Source organism: Mesorhizobium sp. B1-1-5 (genome assembly GCF_006443065.1).
In the GTDB taxonomy this organism is placed as follows: Bacteria; Pseudomonadota; Alphaproteobacteria; order Rhizobiales; family Rhizobiaceae; genus Mesorhizobium.
The window spans coordinates 158,241-175,587 of the sequence record NZ_VFWS01000001.1; the positions used below are offsets into that span (position 1 = coordinate 158,241).

Sequence of the window (17,347 nt, forward strand, 5' to 3'; positions counted from 1 at the left end):
TCGTGCGTTTAGTAGAACTTGGACTTGGGCTCCTTTCTATTGGGAGAACGTGGGGAACTGCAAAAGTGCCGCCGCCGACCCGTGAGAACGGACGCCTTCTCATTCACGAGGCATATTCAAGCGGGATCCGCTTCTTTGACACCGCGCCAGCCTATGGGGAGAGCGAAATTGTCTTCGGTGAGGCTGTCGCCGAAAAACCGGATATGCTCGCCGATATTTCAATTGCGACCAAGATGGGAGAAGACTGGAATCCGGACTTGGGCGTTAGCTGGGTCAGTCATTCCAGAGACGATCTGCTACGCAGCATAAATCGTAGTCTAGATCGCCTGTCTCGTATCGATGTCTTGCAGTTGCACAAAGCCAACCCTTTCAATGTGACATCAAGCGCGGTTCTGTCGGCTTTCGAACATGCTAGAAAACTCGGAGTCAAAATCACCGGTGCGTCTGTGAGTGACATGGAGACTGCCGCGCTTGCGTGTCAGTCAGGTCACTATGATTTGCTGCAATTTCCATACAACGCTATCCAACCCGGTTTCGTCGATGTCTTTACGATGTTGCGGCAGAAAGGCATGAAGGCGATCATAAATCGGCCATTTGCTATGGGGCAATTGGCGCTGCAGCAGAACCGCCATCAATCTCTGATTGACGCTTTCAGTTTCGTTCTTGGTGCCGATTTCACCGGAGTCGTTTTGACCGGAACTTCTTCGACAATTCACCTCGCCACCAACATGGCGGCCTTTGCCGAGGCGCGCCGCCAGTGTGGATGATTTTTGGAATCTCCGCCGGCACCATCCTAGGATTTTACGATTTCTGGACTAAGAAGGCGATGCATGACAATGGCGTGCTGCCAGTAGTCTTTTGGTCCGCGCTTTTTGGAGCCTTGGCATGGCTGCCCTCATTCCTCCCGGTAGCGCAATCTGTCGGAATGTACGTTGATCTGGCCAAGACCTCGGTCGCAGAACAATCGCTCATTCTGGTCAAATCACTTGCGATGACCGCATCTTGGCTTTTGGCTTATTATTCTGTCCGTGAACTGCCCATGTCATTCTCGGGGGCCGTTCGCGCCTCTGGTCCGCTATGGACTCTTCTAGCCGGGGCGATCGTATTTGGAGAGATGCTGGCCCCAATTCAACTGGTTGCGGTCGGCAGTTCTGTTGGGGCGTATTACATTCTCTCGATCGCCGGCAGAAAGGAAGGCATTCGAGTTCTGAGCAGCAGACCCGTGGCAATGATGGTGGGGGCAACCGTGCTATCGGCCATGACCACGGTATATGACAAGTTCATCGTGCAAAGCTTAGGCACGCCGGCCTACGCCGTTCAAGCATACTCAGCTATTGATAGATGTATTCTGTCATTGGCGGTCCTATTGTTGGCGACACGAACCAGGCCTGTGCGACGATCAGTTCGCTGGGATATCTATATCCCGCTCGTTGGCCTCTCATGGGTCGCCGCGGAACTTGTCTACTTTTATGCAATCCAAGACCCTGCTGCCAACGTCACTTATCTGTCGATCTTTCGGCGTACCAGCCTTGTTGTAGGTTTTCTGCTATCGGCAGCGCTGATCGGTGAGAAGAACGTTCCAGCCAAATCGTTTGTAGTGGCAATTATTGTGTTGTCGACTATTATGATGGTGATGTCTCGCTAGTTTCGTTGAATAGATTGGGCCAACGGATAGGGGGTCTGCTTTGTGGATAGCGCCGTCGCGGGGCGCCGACTGCGCGACGTCCGAAACGGCTTCTCATTGCCGTTCAAATTGACGCTCGCGAAGATCTTGCGTCTTGCCACGCACCCGACTCGGGCTTTGCGAATGGCACGCGCTGGCAGCCCCAAATTAAAGGTGATGGCGGCCGAGCTCGGTCAGCACTCTTCGCGGCAACGCGAAGAGCCACTGAACATATGTGTTAGTCGAATAGGCGAAAGTATTGTGTCGGTTGGTGAACGGAGTATCTTTATTTCAAAGAGTGGGGGAGATGAATGATTGTCGCCGACAACGAAACGGCCGTCGATTACCTGTATTATGATCCGATCGCGAAGACGGTGGCGGGACTTATCAGGGCGAGATCAGGCGATCCGCTGACCATCGGTCTGCACGGCGATTGGGGTGCGGGTAAATCAAGCGCCCTGCTGATGATCGAGGCGGCGTTTGCAGGCGACAAGCGCACTCTCTGCGTTCGATTCAACGGTTGGGCGTTTGAAGGATACGACGACGCCAAGGCCGTTCTGATCGAAACCATCGTTTCGGAGTTGCTGGCCAAGCGGACGCTGACGACCAAGGTTAAGGAGAAAGCGGCTGCCGTTCTCAAAAACGTGGACTGGTTCAAAGTCGCCCGGACAGCCGGTGGGGCAGCGCTGACGCTTTTCACAGGTATCCCTGCCGGCGGCCTTTTGGAAGGAGTGGCGTCGGCTGCCAAGCAGCTAATCTCCAACCCTGGAGAAGTTCTTACGGGGGAGATGCTAAACAGGGTGCTCGACGGGGCATCGGCTCATCTGAAGAGCAGTTCCTCAAGCGGGGAAACTACGCCGCAGCGCATGCATGAGTTCCGAAAGGACTTCGAGGAGCTTCTGGAAGCGGCGGATATCGATCGGCTGGTGGTTCTGATAGACGACCTCGACCGCTGTTTGCCAGCAACCGCAATCGCAACCCTAGAAGCAGTACGACTGTTTCTGTTCGTGCCGCGTGCAGCGTTTGTGGTGGCCGCCGACGAGGGCATGATTGAATATGCCGTGCGGAACCATTTCCCGGACTTGCCCGCCTCCCAAGGTTCCGGGAGCTATGCGCGGAATTATCTGGAAAAGCTGATCCAAGTCCCTTTCAGGATGCCGCCCCTCGGTTCAGTCGAAACCCGCATTTTCCTTACGCTCCTTCTAGCCTTGTCGTCGGGACTGAAAGAGGATGAGTTTAACAAGGTCCTGCCGATCGCCCGTGACGCCCTACAGAGACCTTGGCTCGACAAAGGCTTTGACCGGGCCAAGATCGCAACGGCCCTTAATCCCATACCACCCCCACTGGAAGCAGGGATACAGCTAGCTGCCGAGATCACGCCGATGCTGGCCGAGGGGGCTCGTGGGAATCCGCGCCAGGTTAAGCGGTTCGTCAACACGCTCACGCTCCGGCTCGCGATCGCGGACGAGCGCAAATTCCGCGATGAAATAAAAGAGACCGTGCTGGCAAAGTTGATGCTGGCGGAGCGGTTCGCCCCGGAGGTTTTTGACGCAATCGCTTTGGAGCTCGACGCCAACGGGCACTCGAAGACGGTAGCTGCTCTCGAAGCCTTGGCATCCGGCACTCCGCCGGACACTGCGAAATCAAGCGGCAAAAAGAAGCCAGTCGATACCGCCGAGTCGTTGGGCAAGGACTGGCCGAACATCGAATGGGCGAAGCGGTGGGCCGGTATTCGGTTCCCTCTCGCCGGCATAGACCTGCGACCATATTTCTTTGTGAGCCGTGATCGGCGCGCCGCCCTAGCAAGTGTGCTCGCCGCAGGACCAGTGGAGGAGATGGTCGAAAGACTTTCGGCCTCCTCTCTCGGCGCCAAGTCGATAGCTGTTTCGGAGTTGTCAGCGCTCACGTCAGTAGACGCAGAGCGAATATTCCATGCTCTTGCTGCAAAAGTTGATGCCGCGGACGACCTGAGCAAACGCCCTATTGCTGCAGACGGTTTAGCAGCCCTCTGCAACGCTAGACCCGAACTTCGGCCTCCACTAATTGCCTTACTGGATAGATTGCCCGCGGCAAACATAGGCGGCTGGGTAACGACCGGCTGGGGTTCTTCCGTTACCGGACCGCAAGCCGCAGCATTCAAGGGATTGCTCGAGAAGTGGAGGGATTCTGGTAACAAAGCTTTGAGCGCCGTCGCTAAGATGGAACTCGATACACCCCTGAAGGCGAAGCACTGATGGGGACGTCAGGAGGCAACAAGGGGTCGAAGCGTGCGCTGACACCCACCTGGGTAGACAGCCCGACCCCGACGCCGGCTCCGGTTCCGCCACCGTCGACGCCGACACCCGTGCCCAACCAACCAGGCGCGCCTGGAGCCCCGGCCCAACCTGGGTCCGCTCCTCAGCAGCCAGTCGTGCCTGCAGTCACTCTACCACCACTTCCGGCCATCGATGGGGCGGAGACACTCGGTCCCGCTCGCTCAGCCTTCTCGCGAGCCGCTTCCGGGTCGGGTGGCGGCAGTACCCGATCGGGACTCGGCAAGAGTGCGTCGCGATACGTGCGCGCCATGGGCGGCTCCGGTGCCGCCGCGAAGGTCATGGCCCCCTCACGCAGGGTGGCTTCCGGCCTGGGTCAGTTGGCAAACGACGTGGGCACTCAGGGTGCGGCCGAAGCGCTACGGCCCTTCAACCTTGAAAGTCTGGCCGGATCACCCGCTAGCCAAGTCCTGACCGCCCTGACAGATGTCCTGTGCCCTGACGGAGGTCCGATAGACGAGGCGATTGCGCGTTCGGCAATGCTCGAAACTGCAGCAGAATTGGCAGCCAGCGGGGACGTACCGTTCGACGCTTTACCGCCACCAGCATTGGAGGCGATTTTTCTTGGCACAATTGCACGATCGATCACGGCGAAGCTTTTCAATGAACTCGCCGGCGGTGCCGTCAAGCTGTCGAGCGACACGGCCACCCTGCGTAGTGTGGAAAACACTCTTCGGGACTACATCCAGGGCAAGGTCAATGACGTATTCACCGCGTCGGGCAGGGCGTTGGCGAGCATTCCACGGGCACAGATCGATAGCTTTGTGACAGCGATCTACGAGGGTGCTTTCGCGCTTCTCGAAGCTTTCGGAGAGTGACGATGAGACGCTTTGCCTTCATCGGCCGAATGGGCGTTTTGGATATGGCGGCCGTCTCGATAGTTCAACCCGACGCGGTTCCAGTTGAGGTTCAGTTCGTCAACACATTCAGCCGCCTGGACTACGGGATAGGTGACGCCCTTGAAAAGCTCAGAACCTTGGGGCTCTGTCCGTCTGAGACCGCCGTTGACCTTCTCATCTTGGCAGCGCTGATCAACGCTGCGGACACCAGGGTATCGCGCGCAAGGAACGCGCAGAACGGCTGGACGCGCGAACTGGATCTGACTGTACCGGTGTCGAATGTCGCACTCTGGCGATCCCAAAGTGATTTGCTGGAACGCACTTTGAGATTCCTGACCGGTGATCACTGGAGGATTTTCTTTAGGGAGCGCCCACCCGGCTTCGGCGCCTTGGCACAAGTTCCGACCGTCATGGCGCTGACAGGTTTTGATGAGGTCTGCCTGTTTTCCGGAGGGCTCGACAGCCTAATCGGAGCCATCGATCTTTTCGATAGGGGACGGCGACCGCTCCTTGTAAGCCACTACTGGGACTCGGAGACAAGCAAAGCGCAGCAGGCACTCCTTTATCAGCTAGGGAAGAAGATGGCGCCCCGGGAGGTCTATGCACTCCGAACGCGTCTGGGCTTTGACAAGAATCACGTTGACACTGGTGAAATAGAAGAAACCCAACGCGGCCGTTCATTCCTGTTCTTTGCCCTAGCGACGTTGGCGGCCTCGTCCCTGGCCGGGACCATCCAAGTCATCGTACCGGAGAACGGTCTTATAGGCCTCAACGTACCGTTGGATCCCCTCAGGTTGGGAGCCTTAAGTACCCGGACGACGCATCCCTTCTACATGGCAAGGATCAATGAACTCATCGCCAATCTGGATATTCCGGTGACATTGGTGAATCCGTATCGCCACATGACCAAGGGCGAGATGGTGGTTGCCTGCAAAGACCTGCCGTTTCTCAGGCAGGTAGTGGCGAGTTCGATGTCTTGCTCTTCGCCCGCAAAGGCACGCTACAAACGGATGTCGCCGCGCCATTGCGGAACCTGCGTGCCATGCCTCATACGTCGGGCATCCCTTACCCCGAGTCTTGGCATAGTCGACCCCACCCTGTATGCGGTACCGAGCCTCAATGATCACACGCTCGATACCCGGTCGGCCGAGGGTGAGCACGTTCGTTCGTTCCAGTTGATGGTGGATAAGCTCGCGGCGGCACCTCATTTAGCGGACGCCTTGGTATGGTTGCCTGGCCCGCTAGGCGATGCGCCCAGTGAATTGGCAGACTACGTTGGGGTTTTCCGTCGGGGTATGGCAGAGGTGGGAGGCTTATTGAAAAAGGTCAAAGCGAAGCCTGCCTAATGACATCTACGCCACGTTTCGTTGATTTTCACTGCCACCTCGATCTTTATCCCGACTTGGCTAAGGCCATTGCCCTATGCGAGGAGGCCCGCACGGCAACGCTCGCGGTCACGACGACGCCAAAGGCTTTCCGCCAGAACCAGAAGCTGGCGAAGGGCAAAGAGTTCGTCCGTGTCGCACTAGGGCTTCACCCACACTTGGCCGATGCCCGCTGGAATGAACTAGCACTATTTGAGGCATTGCTTCCCGAAACTCGCTATGTCGGTGAGATTGGGCTTGACGCTGGCCCCCGTTTCTACCGCAGCATGGAAAAGCAGACCGAGGTCTTCCGTCAGATCCTGCAGCTGTGCGCGACCCGTGGAGGCAAGGTGCTGTCCATCCATGCTGTCCGCGCCACAGCTCAAATTCTGGACCATCTTGAGGAGCTCTTTCCGCGATCCGCTGGGCGCGTCGTATTCCACTGGTTCAGCGGCACGATCACCGAGGCGCGGCGCGCCGCCGCATTTGGTTGCTACTTCTCGGTCAACCAAGCGATGTTCCGCAATGGGCGAGGTCAGGAACTTGTTAGATCGCTTCCGCTTGACCGAATCCTAACGGAAACGGACGGGCCATTCGTCGAAGTGGGTGACAAGCCGGTGAATCCTGGTGACGTTGCCCAGGCAGTAAAGCTCATCGCCGCGGCAATGGAATTGGAGACCGAAACCCTGCGGCGACAAGTTGTGAGCAATTTCGCAGCCCTTGTCGCGGACAGGGTGATATCATGACGATTGCTCCAGAAAACGGCTTAGTCCAGTTCTTTTGCCGACACCTAGTTGGTCTCTGCGTGGCGTATCGCCACATCCCTGACGACGACGAGAAGCCGGAACGCTTCTCAATCTGCTCCGGCACGCTCATCCTTATCCACAACGTGCTGTGCTTTCTCACAGCAGGTCACGTATTGAAGGAACTAGACGAACTGCGCAGTCATCCGAACGTCAAAATCGAGAGTTCTGCTTTTGCAGACACGTTCGGACTTGGGACCGTCAGCGATGTCCCGGTCCCGTTCGACTTGGTGACCGCTGACCTTTTCTACATCGATGACGACGAGGAAGGGCTGGATTTCGGCGTCATTGCAATCAACCCACACTTTGCCCGCTTGCTCGCGAAGAACGGCGTGGTCGCGCTAGCCGAGGAGCAATGGGCACACCAGCATAAAGTTGCCTTTGACCGTTACGCCTTGCTCGGCCTTCCGGTGGAACTCACGCCCGATCGGGTAACACCGGGTGTCGGCGGTAGCGCAACGCCCGTTATGGCGTTTTTGACGCCGACGACCGCTGATCCGAATCGCAAACCTCGGCGTCACGCTCAGTTCGTGGCTAAGCTAGACGGACCCGAACCCAAGGATGCCAAGGGTATGAGTGGGGGACCAATTTTCGGATTCCGGATCGATCCAGGTCCAGAGGTTCGATACTGGGTCGTCGCGCTTCAGAGCTCTTGGGACCCGGATTCCCGGACGATCTACGCTACGCCGATGCCAACCCTTGCCTCTCTAATGACCGAATGGGCATCAGCAGCGATCAGAGCCGCTACAACCTAGAAGGCTATTCTTGCGGCGCACTTTACGAGGCCGCGTCCGGACCGCAACAGGCCCAAATAGGCCGCTCGTCGGAACGCACTCGACGTTAGTGTAAAATACCCATTTCACACTATCGCAGGCCCAAGGGATTTTTCCACATAGGGACCGTTGACTGGCGGGCGGCTTTTCGGCGTACCTGGTCACAAATTGCCGTTTGTTTCCAGTGGCGTTGAAAGTTCCAGTGCATTGCCATTCGGAGACAGTGGCCGGAGTTAAGTTATCATAATGCGCGCGTTACTCGAGGGTCAGTACCAGCCCAGCATCAAATCTGCCGCGCGCAATTGCTTTCTCGTCCCGGCTGGCCTCTAGTTCGTTGTCGGCAATGCCTAGCTCTCGCTGAACCGCGCGAAGCACTTCAAGTGTGTCGGCAAGTTCCTCAATGCTCGGCTTCAGGCGGAACTCGTTTGCCTCCTCTACGAGCTTGGCTGCTAGCAGTTGAAGGCGCTCTTCAGAATGGGCTATCCTGAAGCGGACGGGTAGGCCAGCTTCTTGCATCTTAATCGGAATTAGATCTCGGACCAATTTTTCCACAGTTGTCTCCTAAGTCATCGCGCCTACTGCTCGCGCATCGCATTGTTCGCCCGACGCGGCAGCGGTAATCGTGTCTTTATGATAGAATCAAAGTGCTTTTTGTGTGAACCCGACGCCGACCTGCTGGTAACAGCGGAAGGGCCGGTGTTCACAATGGTTGGACTCGGGCCGGTTAGCCCCACTTATGTGATTGTCGCGAGCCAATTTCACCTGCCTTCGCTGGCCGATCTTGCTATTGAGGTCCCTGCGGTCATCGATTCTATTTTCAGAGTCCGGCGCAAGATCGAAAGCATCCGAGGGCCGCTTGTCATGACTGAACACGGCAGGGTGCCGGTATGTCGTGACTATGACGACCACGAAAAGCATTGCTTCCATGGACATGCGCTGCTCTTTGGGGTCAATAGTGCGGCGCTGGACCCGGCGCGCGACTACTACTCGAGCAGGGTCGAATTTGATGCGATCGGGCCGGCTCTTGCCTACGCTGCGCAGCAGGACGCCTACCTCCTCGTATCCCGTTCGCCGGAAGCGTACGAAATACTTTCGGGGCCGCTGAATGCACCCCGACAGCTTGCCCGAACGCTCGCAGCCATCGGCGCAGACGAAGCTCAGGCCGCGGACTGGCGGATCAGTCCCAGAAGATCGGATGCGGTTATGATGGCCGCAGTGCTCCGAACGGCTATGGAGCTGTCTAAATGACAAAAATCGAGGACCTTAAGGCTCGAGTTCGCGACATCAGCGATGCTATCACCGCACACGTGCGCACCGAGCCGGCGAACAACTCGCTAGCCGGCTGGGGACAGTTTGTCGAGGCTGCATCCCCTGTATTTCAGATCGGCCCGTACGGAACTGCCGCTGGAATAGTTGTAAACCAGATTGCCTTTCCAGACAGTCAGGTCGATGGTCGAGTAAAGACGCAGCTCCGCCACTTTTGGGATATGCGGCCTGCGGGGAAGATGTTTCCTCAGAATGTAAGGCTCGCCTTCACCGTGCTTGCGCTGGGTCGCACAAAGGATCCGGAACTACAGGTCCTAAGCTCCGAGATCGTCGCAACCCTCGTTGAACGCCAGCTCAGTGATGGATCTTGGGGAGATGCACCACCGCATCCTACGTCGCCAGCGGGCGGCCGGACGGATGCTACTGCGTGGACTGTTCTGGCACTGCGAAGGCATGGGGGGCCACGGTTGGCTATGGAAAAAGGCGCGGCGTGGCTGGCCGACCGGGCCGAGCATTTCGGCGACGCCCAGCTTCTGTCCACCATCGGCCTTGCTGGGGCAATCGCGGGGCACGCGAATGCCCATTCAGTCGCCGGCCTCCGAGCCCACGGCTTCGAAGTCATTGCACGTGCGACGGTAAACCGTGAAGAGCTCATCTCCTTTTTCGACTACGAAGAGCAAAGTGAAGGCAAGCAAATCCAGAGCAGGGATTATCTCTGCTATCCAGCCTTCTATCCACTCGCGGTGCTCGCAGCTGCGCTTGCCGAAGGCGCCGGCCCTTTTGAATTGATACGACTAGATGCATTCCGTGCCAACGCCATTGAGAAAATGATATCTTTGTCGAATGGCAGTCCCTACAAAGCACCGTCAGCGCGGTTCTCGTCGACCGTCGATCAAGCAATGTACGCACTTGCCTACGAAGAGCTCGCAGCCTCTGGGTCAGGCAAGGTCAGGGGCACGATAGCCCGGATTTATAAGCGGAGCCGCCGAAGCATTTTTGTCCAGCTGATCCTTCCAATCGTGGGGCTCTTCGCGCTTGCAGCTGCAATCGCCTATCCAACGAGTGTCGTTTCAAGCCTTCGTCCTGTCCTCGGCAACTGGGAGCCGATACTTGCGAACTTCGTGGAAAATCAGAAGGCGGCAATCCAGGTGTTTGCTGGCTTGGCAGCAACGCTCCTGTTCGCGACGCCGAAAAGCGGCCGTCAAATTCTCTGGGATAGGCTGCGGGGGCTGAGACGGGACCAATGATAATTCGCGATCCTTTGTACGGCCAGTTTGATCTTCCCACTTTCCTTGTGCCCTTGCTCACCGCGCCAGAATTCCGAAGGCTGTCGGAGGTAAGGCTAATCAATATCAACTCACCGAGCCTCTCAGGCCTCGCGGAAGTCACGCGGTACTCGCACACCTTGGGCGTCCTTCGCTTGGCCCTAGAGAATCCAATGATCGGCCTCAACGACGACGACTTCCGAGCGCTTCTCGCTAGCATAATCGTGCACGACGCTGGTACACCTGCTTTCGCACATCTCTTCGAATATGCGCTTATGGACCGGTTCGATTGGCACCATGAGACGATTTTGCCCGCCATTGTGAAGCGGCGACACCATCCTGACGCCGAACTCCACCAGTTTCACGCGTCGAGGCGTCCGCAGTTCAAGCGACTTTGTGAAAAGAATGGTATCCAATTCGAGATCGTGCTCGACATTCTCGAACACCGCCATCCCGCATCAAAGCTTGTCTTCGGCTCGGTAGACTTCGACAATTTGGATAACGTGGCCCGGATGAGCTGGATGCTCGGCATGCGCTTCGATATTGGCATGATACTCGCCCTGGCGTCCTCATTGGGTGCCAGTACCACGACTCAACTTCTTTTGCCGGAGACCGAGCGGGCTAACCTCCAGGCGTGGGCCGCGCTGCGCAAGAGCGCCTACGAGGTGCTCGTGTTTGATGGTCCGACCGTCGCCGGGCAAGCCGTACTATCGAAGCTTATCCGCGAGGCTTTGCAAACTGGAGCATTGGCTGAGGAGGATTGGACATATACCGACCACCAGCTGCTGAACGCGCTCCAGTCGTCCTCAGCCTATGCCAAGGATCGCTTACAGCGGGATTTCTTCGGTCCACTTCCTCAGCTTCGCCTCCTCGCTCACTTGACTGCCCACGATCACCCGGTGATGCAGGCGTCGCGGGATGATCTTGCCTGCTCCATCGAGGAATTCCTTAGGCAGCGCCGCGTTCAGCGTCCGTACGGATATTGCTTGCGTGACCGCGGTACTTTTGAAAAACGGATCATGGCGGTTGACCCCGCAACGGGGTCGAGCTGGTCAGTGGGGGAGAAGTCCGAAAGTCTGGTCCTTTACGGTTTCGGAGGAGGGGCGCACGTGCAATCATCGGAGCGCACGGGTCGAGAATTCCTAGAGTGGTATGCTGGGCGGACATGTTGAATACTTCTAGCGCATGCGACGTCGAAACGCGCGCCACCTTTCGCCGTTTCGGAGAAATAGACTGGGACTTTCCCGCCCAAGCAAGTGAATCGGCCTTCTCGGCAGTGCACTGGCATCCATGCCGCTTTCCCTCACAGATACCCGCGCTGTCGATCGGCAGGATGAGTGCCCCCGGTGATCTTGTCCTTGATCCCTTCATGGGCTCGGCGACCACACTTGTGGAGGCGCAGCGCCTTGGACGACGCGCCATCGGGATCGACCTCAACCCGGTTTCCTGTCTTCTTGGCAGCGCGAAGACGCTACCTAATTCCGCCGCCGATATACGCGCGACAATAAACGGAATTTTGGTTCAACTTCGAGGCTACTGGGAGGAGTTCGCCGAGGCTGAGCTGCCGCCCGCAGTTCAGGGGGATAAATGGTACATGCCGAGCACATTATCGACTCTTCGTCGGCTGCGGACGCTGGTCAAAAGGCAGACCTCGGAGAGCGGGTCCCTAATTGCGCGCGCCTGTTTTTCTTCGATCCTACTCCCGGCATGCCGCGAAGATCGTCACTGGGGGTACGTTTGCGACAACACGCGTCCGAAAGGGCATCGAGCCCCCGATGCGCGCGCGCTCTTTTCAACGGCACTGGGAAGGATGGCCGATGCCTATTCCGAGCGTGCCCTACCAAACGGGCCCGTGCCAACGGCAACAATTATCAATGACGATGCGGCATCTGCGTTGGTAGCACTGCCGGACGCGCAGGTAGATTGCGTGGTAACGTCGCCGCCGTACTTCGGCGTGGCGGATTACGTAAAAGCGCAGCGTCTCACAATGGAGTGGGAAGAACAGGAAATTGAGCCGCTCCGCCGTCAAGAGATCGGCGCACGCAGTAAACGACACCGAATAACGGCCTACGAAGAGTACCTAAACGAGTTGGACATCGTCTTCAAAGAGGTTCGCCGTGTTATGAAGGATGATGCGACGGCGGTAATCGTGTTTGGTCAATCACCGAAACGGCCCGACGCACAGACACGCTTTACCGAGAACCTAATTGCGGCCGGCTTTAAGCTCCACCTGGAACGGCACCGGCAGATACCGTCAGGCCGGCGACAAATGCCAAGTCTCGTGCGTGAGACTGTTTTGGTGTTTCGCAAATGAACGGCGACGCCACGCTGGGCGAGCTCGGTGAGAGGCGGATCCTGCGAGAGATCATCCCAGCTTACACGTCGGGCGCCGGTGATGACTGTGCCGCGATAGGTACGCTCAAGGGTCATATTGTTGTTACTACCGATCCGGTGCCGACGCCGGCGGCCCGTGCCATTGCTGGTGACGAAGACCTCTACTGGGTGGGTTGGCTGCTGGCCACCATCAATGCATCGGACATCGCCGCTGCAGGAGCCGCGCCAGTTGGGTTCCTCGCGGCTCTCGAAATGCCTGAGAGTCTCCGCGTCGCCGATTTCCATCGGTTGCTTGCCGGCATCCGCGACTCTTGCAAAGTCAATGGTTTGAGCTATGTGGGCGGGAACCTGCGAGAGGCTGATGTGCTTGCCGGAACGGGTACGGCGATCGGTGTTTCGGCTCGCCCACCCCTTACGCGGGCCGGCGCGGCCTCCGGCGACCATTTGGTCGTGGTAGGTGAAGGAGGCAGGTTTTGGGCCGACGCGGAGCGCATCCGGCGTGGCTTTCCAGTCGACCGAATCAGCAGCCCACTGTATGCCCCTGTGTCGCAAGCCCGGTTAATGCACGAGCTCCACCAGCGAGCTCTGGTGAAGTGTGCAATGGACAGCAGTGACGGTCTCGCCCCGACGCTACAGGAACTCTCCAGGGTAAACGCGCTGGGTTTACGTATTGAGTTGAGCTCAATGGCAGGAAAACACCGAGACCTTGATCCGAGGCCGGAAAGATTTTGGCTTGGCTGGGGCGATTGGACGATCGCAGCAGCTATCTCGCCCCATAAATTTGATGAAGTAGTGAATTTGGTCGAACGCCTTGGCGGGCAGGCGACTTCGATCGGTCGTTTTTTCGATGGCCCCGCCACAGTCGTTCTCGCTTCCAGTAACGTTACCCTGCCGTTAGGCAGACTCGAATCGGAACGCTTCGCAAAGGACTCTTGGTTTGCGAAGGGGGTGCAGGAATACCGCCGGATGCTGCATGAGCTTCCGCTTCCCTAACGGTTTACACTGCTACCTCCTGTGACTGAGCGCCGTGCCTTCGTTCGCGCATGTCGTCCGGATGACCACCGCTGTGCAGCTCGCTCACGAGCGGCTACCGCCGAGCCACACTACCGGGCAGGACACGCTCCGATTCCGGTATCGTTGCGGCCAGGACAAGCTAGATCGGTGACGACCCGGTGACGACCCAGATCAATTTGAAATGCTGATCTGAAATCGATTTCCACGTAAGTCATTGATTTTAAATGGTCGGAGTGGCGTGATTCGAACACGCGACCCCCTGATCCCAAATCAGGTGCGCTACCAGACTGCGCTACACTCCGACGTCCCGCGGCGTATAGGGGGCGCACGCCCGGAAGGCAACATAAAAACCGAGGTCGGAACTGGCGATGCCGCTCAGCGTTGCTGGCCGGCGATCTTCCTGGCGATCGCAGCGCCCTGGATCCTTGCGTTGGCAAAGCAGCCGCGAATGCTCGGCCGCATGCCGGTGAACCAGAGTCCGGGCAGCTTCGGGTCGTTCGCGGCGCCGTTGAACAACGGCACGCCCTTGGCATCGAGCACGCCGAGCCGGCCCAGCATCGTCTCCAGCCCCGTGCGGTAGCCGGTGGCGGCAATGACGATGTCGGGCGCGATCGTCTGGCCGTTGTCCAGCACGACCCCGTCGCGCCTGAATTCGCGCAATTGCGGCACCACGATGATGCGCCCGGCCTTGATGGCATCGACCGCGCCGTCGTCGGCGGCGATCGCCGTATAGTCGGAACCGAGCCGGCTGGCGCCGCCCGCCGGGGCAGGGGGCAGGCCGTATTTCGTCAGATCCCCGAACACCAGGCGCTGCGTTGCCGCCATGGCCGCGTCCGCGAGCCTTGTCGGCAGGCTCGCCATCACCGGCGACAAGCGGTGCACGGCGATCTTGCCGATACGCTTGGGCAGCAGCGAAGGTCCGTTGCGCGCCGAAAGCCACATCTGGCCCGTCTCGGCGCGGGAAAGATGGTTGAGCGTGTCGAAGCCGGAATTGCCGGCGCCGACCACCAGCACCGTCTTGCCGGCATAGTCGCTCGCCTTGCCGAAATCGGCCGAGTGGATGATCGATCCTGAAAAATCTGCCATGCCCTTCCAGGCAGGAATGAAGGGTTGCCTGTCGCGCCCGCTGGCGATCACCACGCAGCGCGCCGCCCTCAAGCCCGCGCTTGTCCGCAACAGCCAGTGGTCGTCACGAAATTCGATCTCGTCGACCTTGACGCCGAAGGCGATCGGCAGCCGGTGCGTTTCGGCGAAATCGTTGAGGTGGCTGATGACCGCGCTGCGGTGCGGGAAGGCCGGCGTTCCCGCCGGAAAGGAAACGCCCGGCAGCGAGGAGAGGTCGCGATGCGTGTTGAGGTGAAGGTTGTCGTGGCGGCGATGCCAGGGCTCGGCCAGCCGTTGCTCGCGTTCCAGGACCTGCGTCGTCACACCGGCCTTGACCAGCGCATAAGCGGCGGCAAGCCCGGCGGCGCCCGCGCCGATGACAATCGCGCCTTCCAGTATCGCAGGCTCGCCGACCCCCGACGGCAAGACTTTCGCTTCCGCGTCCATTGGTGTCTTTATCGTCGCCATCATGCCTTCAACTGGCACGACCATGTATCTGACATATGCCGCTCACGCGCCAAATGAAATAGGCGGATGTCGCGAGACCTCCGGCATTGTGTCGCGGATTTTTACAAGCGCCGGCTAATGAGCCGGGTCGGCGTGGCGATGCACCAGCTTGAACGCGCCATCCTCCAGCCGGAACACTTCCGTCACCCGCAAGGTCATCTCGGTCGCCTCGCCGTTCTTGCCGATGCGCGCCTTGGCATGCTGCAAGCCGCTCCAGAAGGCCAGATCGCCGCTTGCCGAAGCCTGCAGCACCTCAAGGTCGGTGTTGCCGCCCTTGTGGAAGCTTGCAGCGTCGCGTTCGTAGCGGCCGGCGACCGCTTCGGCGCCTTCGAGATGGTCGCCGCGCGGCGAGAAGAACGTCGCCGGTCCGGCGTGGGTGACGATCGCCTTCAGCGAGGTGGCATCGCCATTGACATAGTCCTCGGCGATCTTCTCGCGCTGCTTCATGAAGGCATCGAAGGACGAGCCGCCGGGATGGACCCTCCTGATCCAGCTTTCCAGGCCGGCCATGAAATTCTCGAGGAAGGCGGCGGTGTCGGCATTGGTGACGGCGCCCTTATCGTCGAGCAGCTCCGCGACATTGCCGATATAGGCCTCCGGCTGCTGCATCACGGGCATGTCGAGGAAGACGAAGGTCTGCCGAAGCGCCTGATTGGAACCGAAGGCGCCGATCTTGCTCGGGCTGACGCTGACGACCCCGGCTGGCAGGCCCTTGAACACGCTCTTGCCCGGCGGACGAGAGCCGACATCGAGCGCGTTTTTCAGGCAGCCCGGGATCGAGCGGTTGTATTCCGGGGTGACGAACAGCACCGCGTCGCATTCGCGTATCGCCGCGCGGAAAGCCGCCCACGCCGCAGGCGGGCTGTCGCCATCCAGATCCTCGTTGTAAAGCGGCAGGTCGCCGATCTCGATGAAGCGGCAGCGCACCGAATCCGGCGCGCGGGCGGCGAGCGCCTTGGCGATCTTGCGGCTGAAGGACTGGGCGCGCAGGCTGCCGACAAGCACAGCGAGCTGCAGGACGGCGTGTTCGGTTGCATTGGTCATGGCGAAACGTCCGGTTCTGATGGGCTCACAGGGTTGGGCCGGCCCGGGCCGGTCGGCCGACCTTTCGATAATGTCGCCAGCGCAGCGAGGTTCCCTACGCAGTGGCGGGGGCCTGGCCGCTTGCGGCCTTGCCGCCGCGGCCATTGCGCAGTAATGACGGATTGGCGCGAGATTTCAGGCCTCCTGCGGGAGGCTCTGATGTCGCGCCGAACAAGGTGCCCGGTCTTCGGGCGGCAAAGAGGTGGTCATGTCCGCGCGAATTTTCAGTCCAGCCAAAACCGCGATGCAGTCCGGCAAGGCCAAGACAGGACATTGGGTGCTGGAATTCGACCCCGCCCAGCGCAAGAAGATCGACCCGCTGATGGGCTACACCACCTCGGGCGACATGCTGAGCCAGGTGAAGCTCACCTTCGAGACGAAGGAAGAGGCTGTGGCTTATGCCGAGAAGGAAAAGATCGGCTATCGTGTGGAAGAGCCGAAGGAAACCAAGCGCCGGCAGATTTCCTATTCGGACAATTTCCGCTATGACCGCAGGACGCCCTGGACGCATTGACTCCCGGTCTTGCGCCGCCTGGCGTAACCCGCCTCAGCCGGCCCGGCCGGCCGACGGTCCCGTAGCTCAGCTGGATAGAGCACCGGCCTTCTAAGCCGATGGTCGCAGGTTCGAATCCTGCCGGGATCGCCATTTTTGGCAATCTTGTCGACGCAAATGTACGTTTTTTGCTTACGCCAACTTGGTTTGTGTACGCTATCTGCTTACATGACGCATGATCAAGTCATTCAAAAGCAAAGCGCTGGCAGATCTGTTCTCCACCGGGAAAACTGGAAAGATCGATGCCAAGATGCACAAGCGCATCCTTGTCCGGCTTGACCGCCTTGCGGCCTCTGAGCGGCCAAAAGATATGGACCTGCCAGGGTTTGATTTTCATGCCTTAAAGGGCTTCGATCCGACCCGTTATACGGTCCATGTGAACGGCCCGTGGTGCATCACATTTGAATTCGATGGCGAAGAGGCCGCCGCGTCGATTTCGAACAGTATCATTGAGGCGGACAGACTGG

The 17,347-nt window shown here is 58.8% G+C and carries 17 protein-coding genes, 2 tRNA genes and 1 pseudogene; 16 read left to right on the forward strand and 4 right to left on the reverse strand.

What is annotated here, in order from left to right:
* Positions 1-2: 2 nt before the first annotated feature.
* The 8 genes from FJ980_RS00805 to FJ980_RS00840 all read left to right on the forward strand — a co-directional run bounded on the left by FJ980_RS00805 (position 3) and on the right by FJ980_RS00840 (position 7,736).
* Entirely contained in the window at positions 3-767 is a 765-nt protein-coding gene (locus FJ980_RS00805) for an aldo/keto reductase (protein ID WP_181181063.1), read from the forward strand.
* A complete protein-coding gene (locus tag FJ980_RS00810) occupies positions 764-1,645 on the forward strand; it encodes a DMT family transporter (protein WP_246676263.1) in 882 nt (293 codons plus the stop codon). Before FJ980_RS00805 ends, FJ980_RS00810 begins: the two co-directional genes overlap by 4 nt.
* Before the next feature lie 42 nt (positions 1,646-1,687).
* The gene (locus FJ980_RS00815) at positions 1,688-1,978 is read left to right on the forward strand and encodes an alpha-hydroxy-acid oxidizing protein (protein ID WP_140541069.1); all 291 of its coding nucleotides are present in this window, start codon (positions 1,688-1,690) and stop codon (positions 1,976-1,978) included.
* Positions 1,975-3,897 (forward strand): Qat anti-phage system ATPase QatA, encoded by a 1,923-nt coding sequence (qatA, locus tag FJ980_RS00820; protein ID WP_140541070.1) that lies wholly within the window; start codon positions 1,975-1,977, stop codon positions 3,895-3,897. The genes FJ980_RS00815 and qatA overlap by 4 nt, the downstream gene beginning before the upstream one ends.
* Before the next feature lie 329 nt (positions 3,898-4,226).
* Positions 4,227-4,793 (forward strand): Qat anti-phage system associated protein QatB, encoded by a 567-nt coding sequence (gene qatB / locus FJ980_RS00825; protein ID WP_140541071.1) that lies wholly within the window; start codon positions 4,227-4,229, stop codon positions 4,791-4,793.
* A gap of 2 nt (positions 4,794-4,795) precedes the next feature.
* On the forward strand, positions 4,796-6,160 hold the full coding sequence (gene qatC, locus FJ980_RS00830; RefSeq protein WP_140541072.1) for a Qat anti-phage system QueC-like protein QatC: 1,365 nt from the start codon (positions 4,796-4,798) through the stop codon (positions 6,158-6,160).
* Positions 6,160-6,924 carry a Qat anti-phage system TatD family nuclease QatD gene (gene qatD, locus FJ980_RS00835; RefSeq protein WP_140541073.1) on the forward strand — a complete coding sequence of 255 codons (765 nt, stop codon included), beginning with the start codon at positions 6,160-6,162 and terminating at the stop codon, positions 6,922-6,924. Before qatC ends, qatD begins: the two co-directional genes overlap by 1 nt.
* Positions 6,921-7,736, forward strand: a complete 816-nt coding sequence (locus FJ980_RS00840) for a hypothetical protein (RefSeq protein WP_140541074.1) — start codon at positions 6,921-6,923, stop codon at positions 7,734-7,736. Before qatD ends, FJ980_RS00840 begins: the two co-directional genes overlap by 4 nt.
* 273 nt (positions 7,737-8,009) lie before the next feature.
* Here FJ980_RS00840 and FJ980_RS00845 read toward each other — a convergent pair whose 3' ends face one another.
* Positions 8,010-8,306 (reverse strand): nucleoside triphosphate pyrophosphohydrolase, encoded by a 297-nt coding sequence (locus tag FJ980_RS00845; protein WP_140541075.1) that lies wholly within the window; start codon positions 8,304-8,306, stop codon positions 8,010-8,012.
* A gap of 78 nt (positions 8,307-8,384) precedes the next feature.
* Here FJ980_RS00845 and FJ980_RS00850 point away from each other — a divergent pair, with 78 nt between their 5' ends.
* From FJ980_RS00850 to FJ980_RS00870, 5 genes are all read left to right on the forward strand, one after another.
* Positions 8,385-9,002, forward strand: a complete 618-nt coding sequence (locus FJ980_RS00850) for a hypothetical protein (protein ID WP_140541076.1) — start codon at positions 8,385-8,387, stop codon at positions 9,000-9,002.
* On the forward strand, positions 8,999-10,267 hold the full coding sequence (locus tag FJ980_RS00855) for a hypothetical protein (protein WP_140541077.1): 1,269 nt from the start codon (positions 8,999-9,001) through the stop codon (positions 10,265-10,267). Before FJ980_RS00850 ends, FJ980_RS00855 begins: the two co-directional genes overlap by 4 nt.
* Before the next feature lie 191 nt (positions 10,268-10,458).
* Positions 10,459-11,457, forward strand: coding sequence for a hypothetical protein (locus tag FJ980_RS00860; protein ID WP_140541078.1), 999 nt, complete (start codon positions 10,459-10,461; stop codon positions 11,455-11,457).
* Positions 11,451-12,599 (forward strand): DNA methyltransferase, encoded by a 1,149-nt coding sequence (locus tag FJ980_RS00865; protein ID WP_140541079.1) that lies wholly within the window; start codon positions 11,451-11,453, stop codon positions 12,597-12,599. The genes FJ980_RS00860 and FJ980_RS00865 overlap by 7 nt, the downstream gene beginning before the upstream one ends.
* Complete coding sequence (locus FJ980_RS00870; RefSeq protein WP_140541080.1) at positions 12,596-13,612, forward strand: AIR synthase related protein; 1,017 nt, start codon at positions 12,596-12,598, stop codon at positions 13,610-13,612. Before FJ980_RS00865 ends, FJ980_RS00870 begins: the two co-directional genes overlap by 4 nt.
* Before the next feature lie 246 nt (positions 13,613-13,858).
* Here FJ980_RS00870 and FJ980_RS00875 read toward each other — a convergent pair.
* The 3 genes from FJ980_RS00875 to FJ980_RS35780 form a co-directional block, all read right to left on the reverse strand.
* Positions 13,859-13,935, reverse strand: a tRNA-Pro gene (locus FJ980_RS00875).
* Between the two features lie 73 nt (positions 13,936-14,008).
* Positions 14,009-15,184 carry an NAD(P)/FAD-dependent oxidoreductase gene (locus FJ980_RS00880; RefSeq protein ID WP_140541125.1) on the reverse strand — a complete coding sequence of 392 codons (1,176 nt, stop codon included), beginning with the start codon at positions 15,182-15,184 and terminating at the stop codon, positions 14,009-14,011.
* Between the two features lie 135 nt (positions 15,185-15,319).
* Positions 15,320-16,288: an NAD(P)H-dependent oxidoreductase gene (locus FJ980_RS35780; RefSeq protein WP_140541081.1), complete on the reverse strand. Its 969-nt coding sequence runs from the start codon at positions 16,286-16,288 to the stop codon at positions 15,320-15,322.
* Between the two features lie 247 nt (positions 16,289-16,535).
* Here FJ980_RS35780 and FJ980_RS00890 point away from each other — a divergent pair, with 247 nt between their 5' ends.
* From FJ980_RS00890 to FJ980_RS00900, 3 genes and pseudogenes are all read left to right on the forward strand, one after another.
* The gene (locus tag FJ980_RS00890; protein ID WP_140541082.1) at positions 16,536-16,841 is read left to right on the forward strand and encodes an ETC complex I subunit; all 306 of its coding nucleotides are present in this window, start codon (positions 16,536-16,538) and stop codon (positions 16,839-16,841) included.
* A 55-nt stretch (positions 16,842-16,896) separates the two neighbouring features.
* Positions 16,897-16,973: transfer RNA gene (locus FJ980_RS00895), tRNA-Arg, on the forward strand.
* Between the two features lie 82 nt (positions 16,974-17,055).
* Positions 17,056-17,333, forward strand: a pseudogene (locus FJ980_RS00900) (type II toxin-antitoxin system RelE/ParE family toxin).
* Positions 17,334-17,347 lie beyond the last annotated feature (14 nt).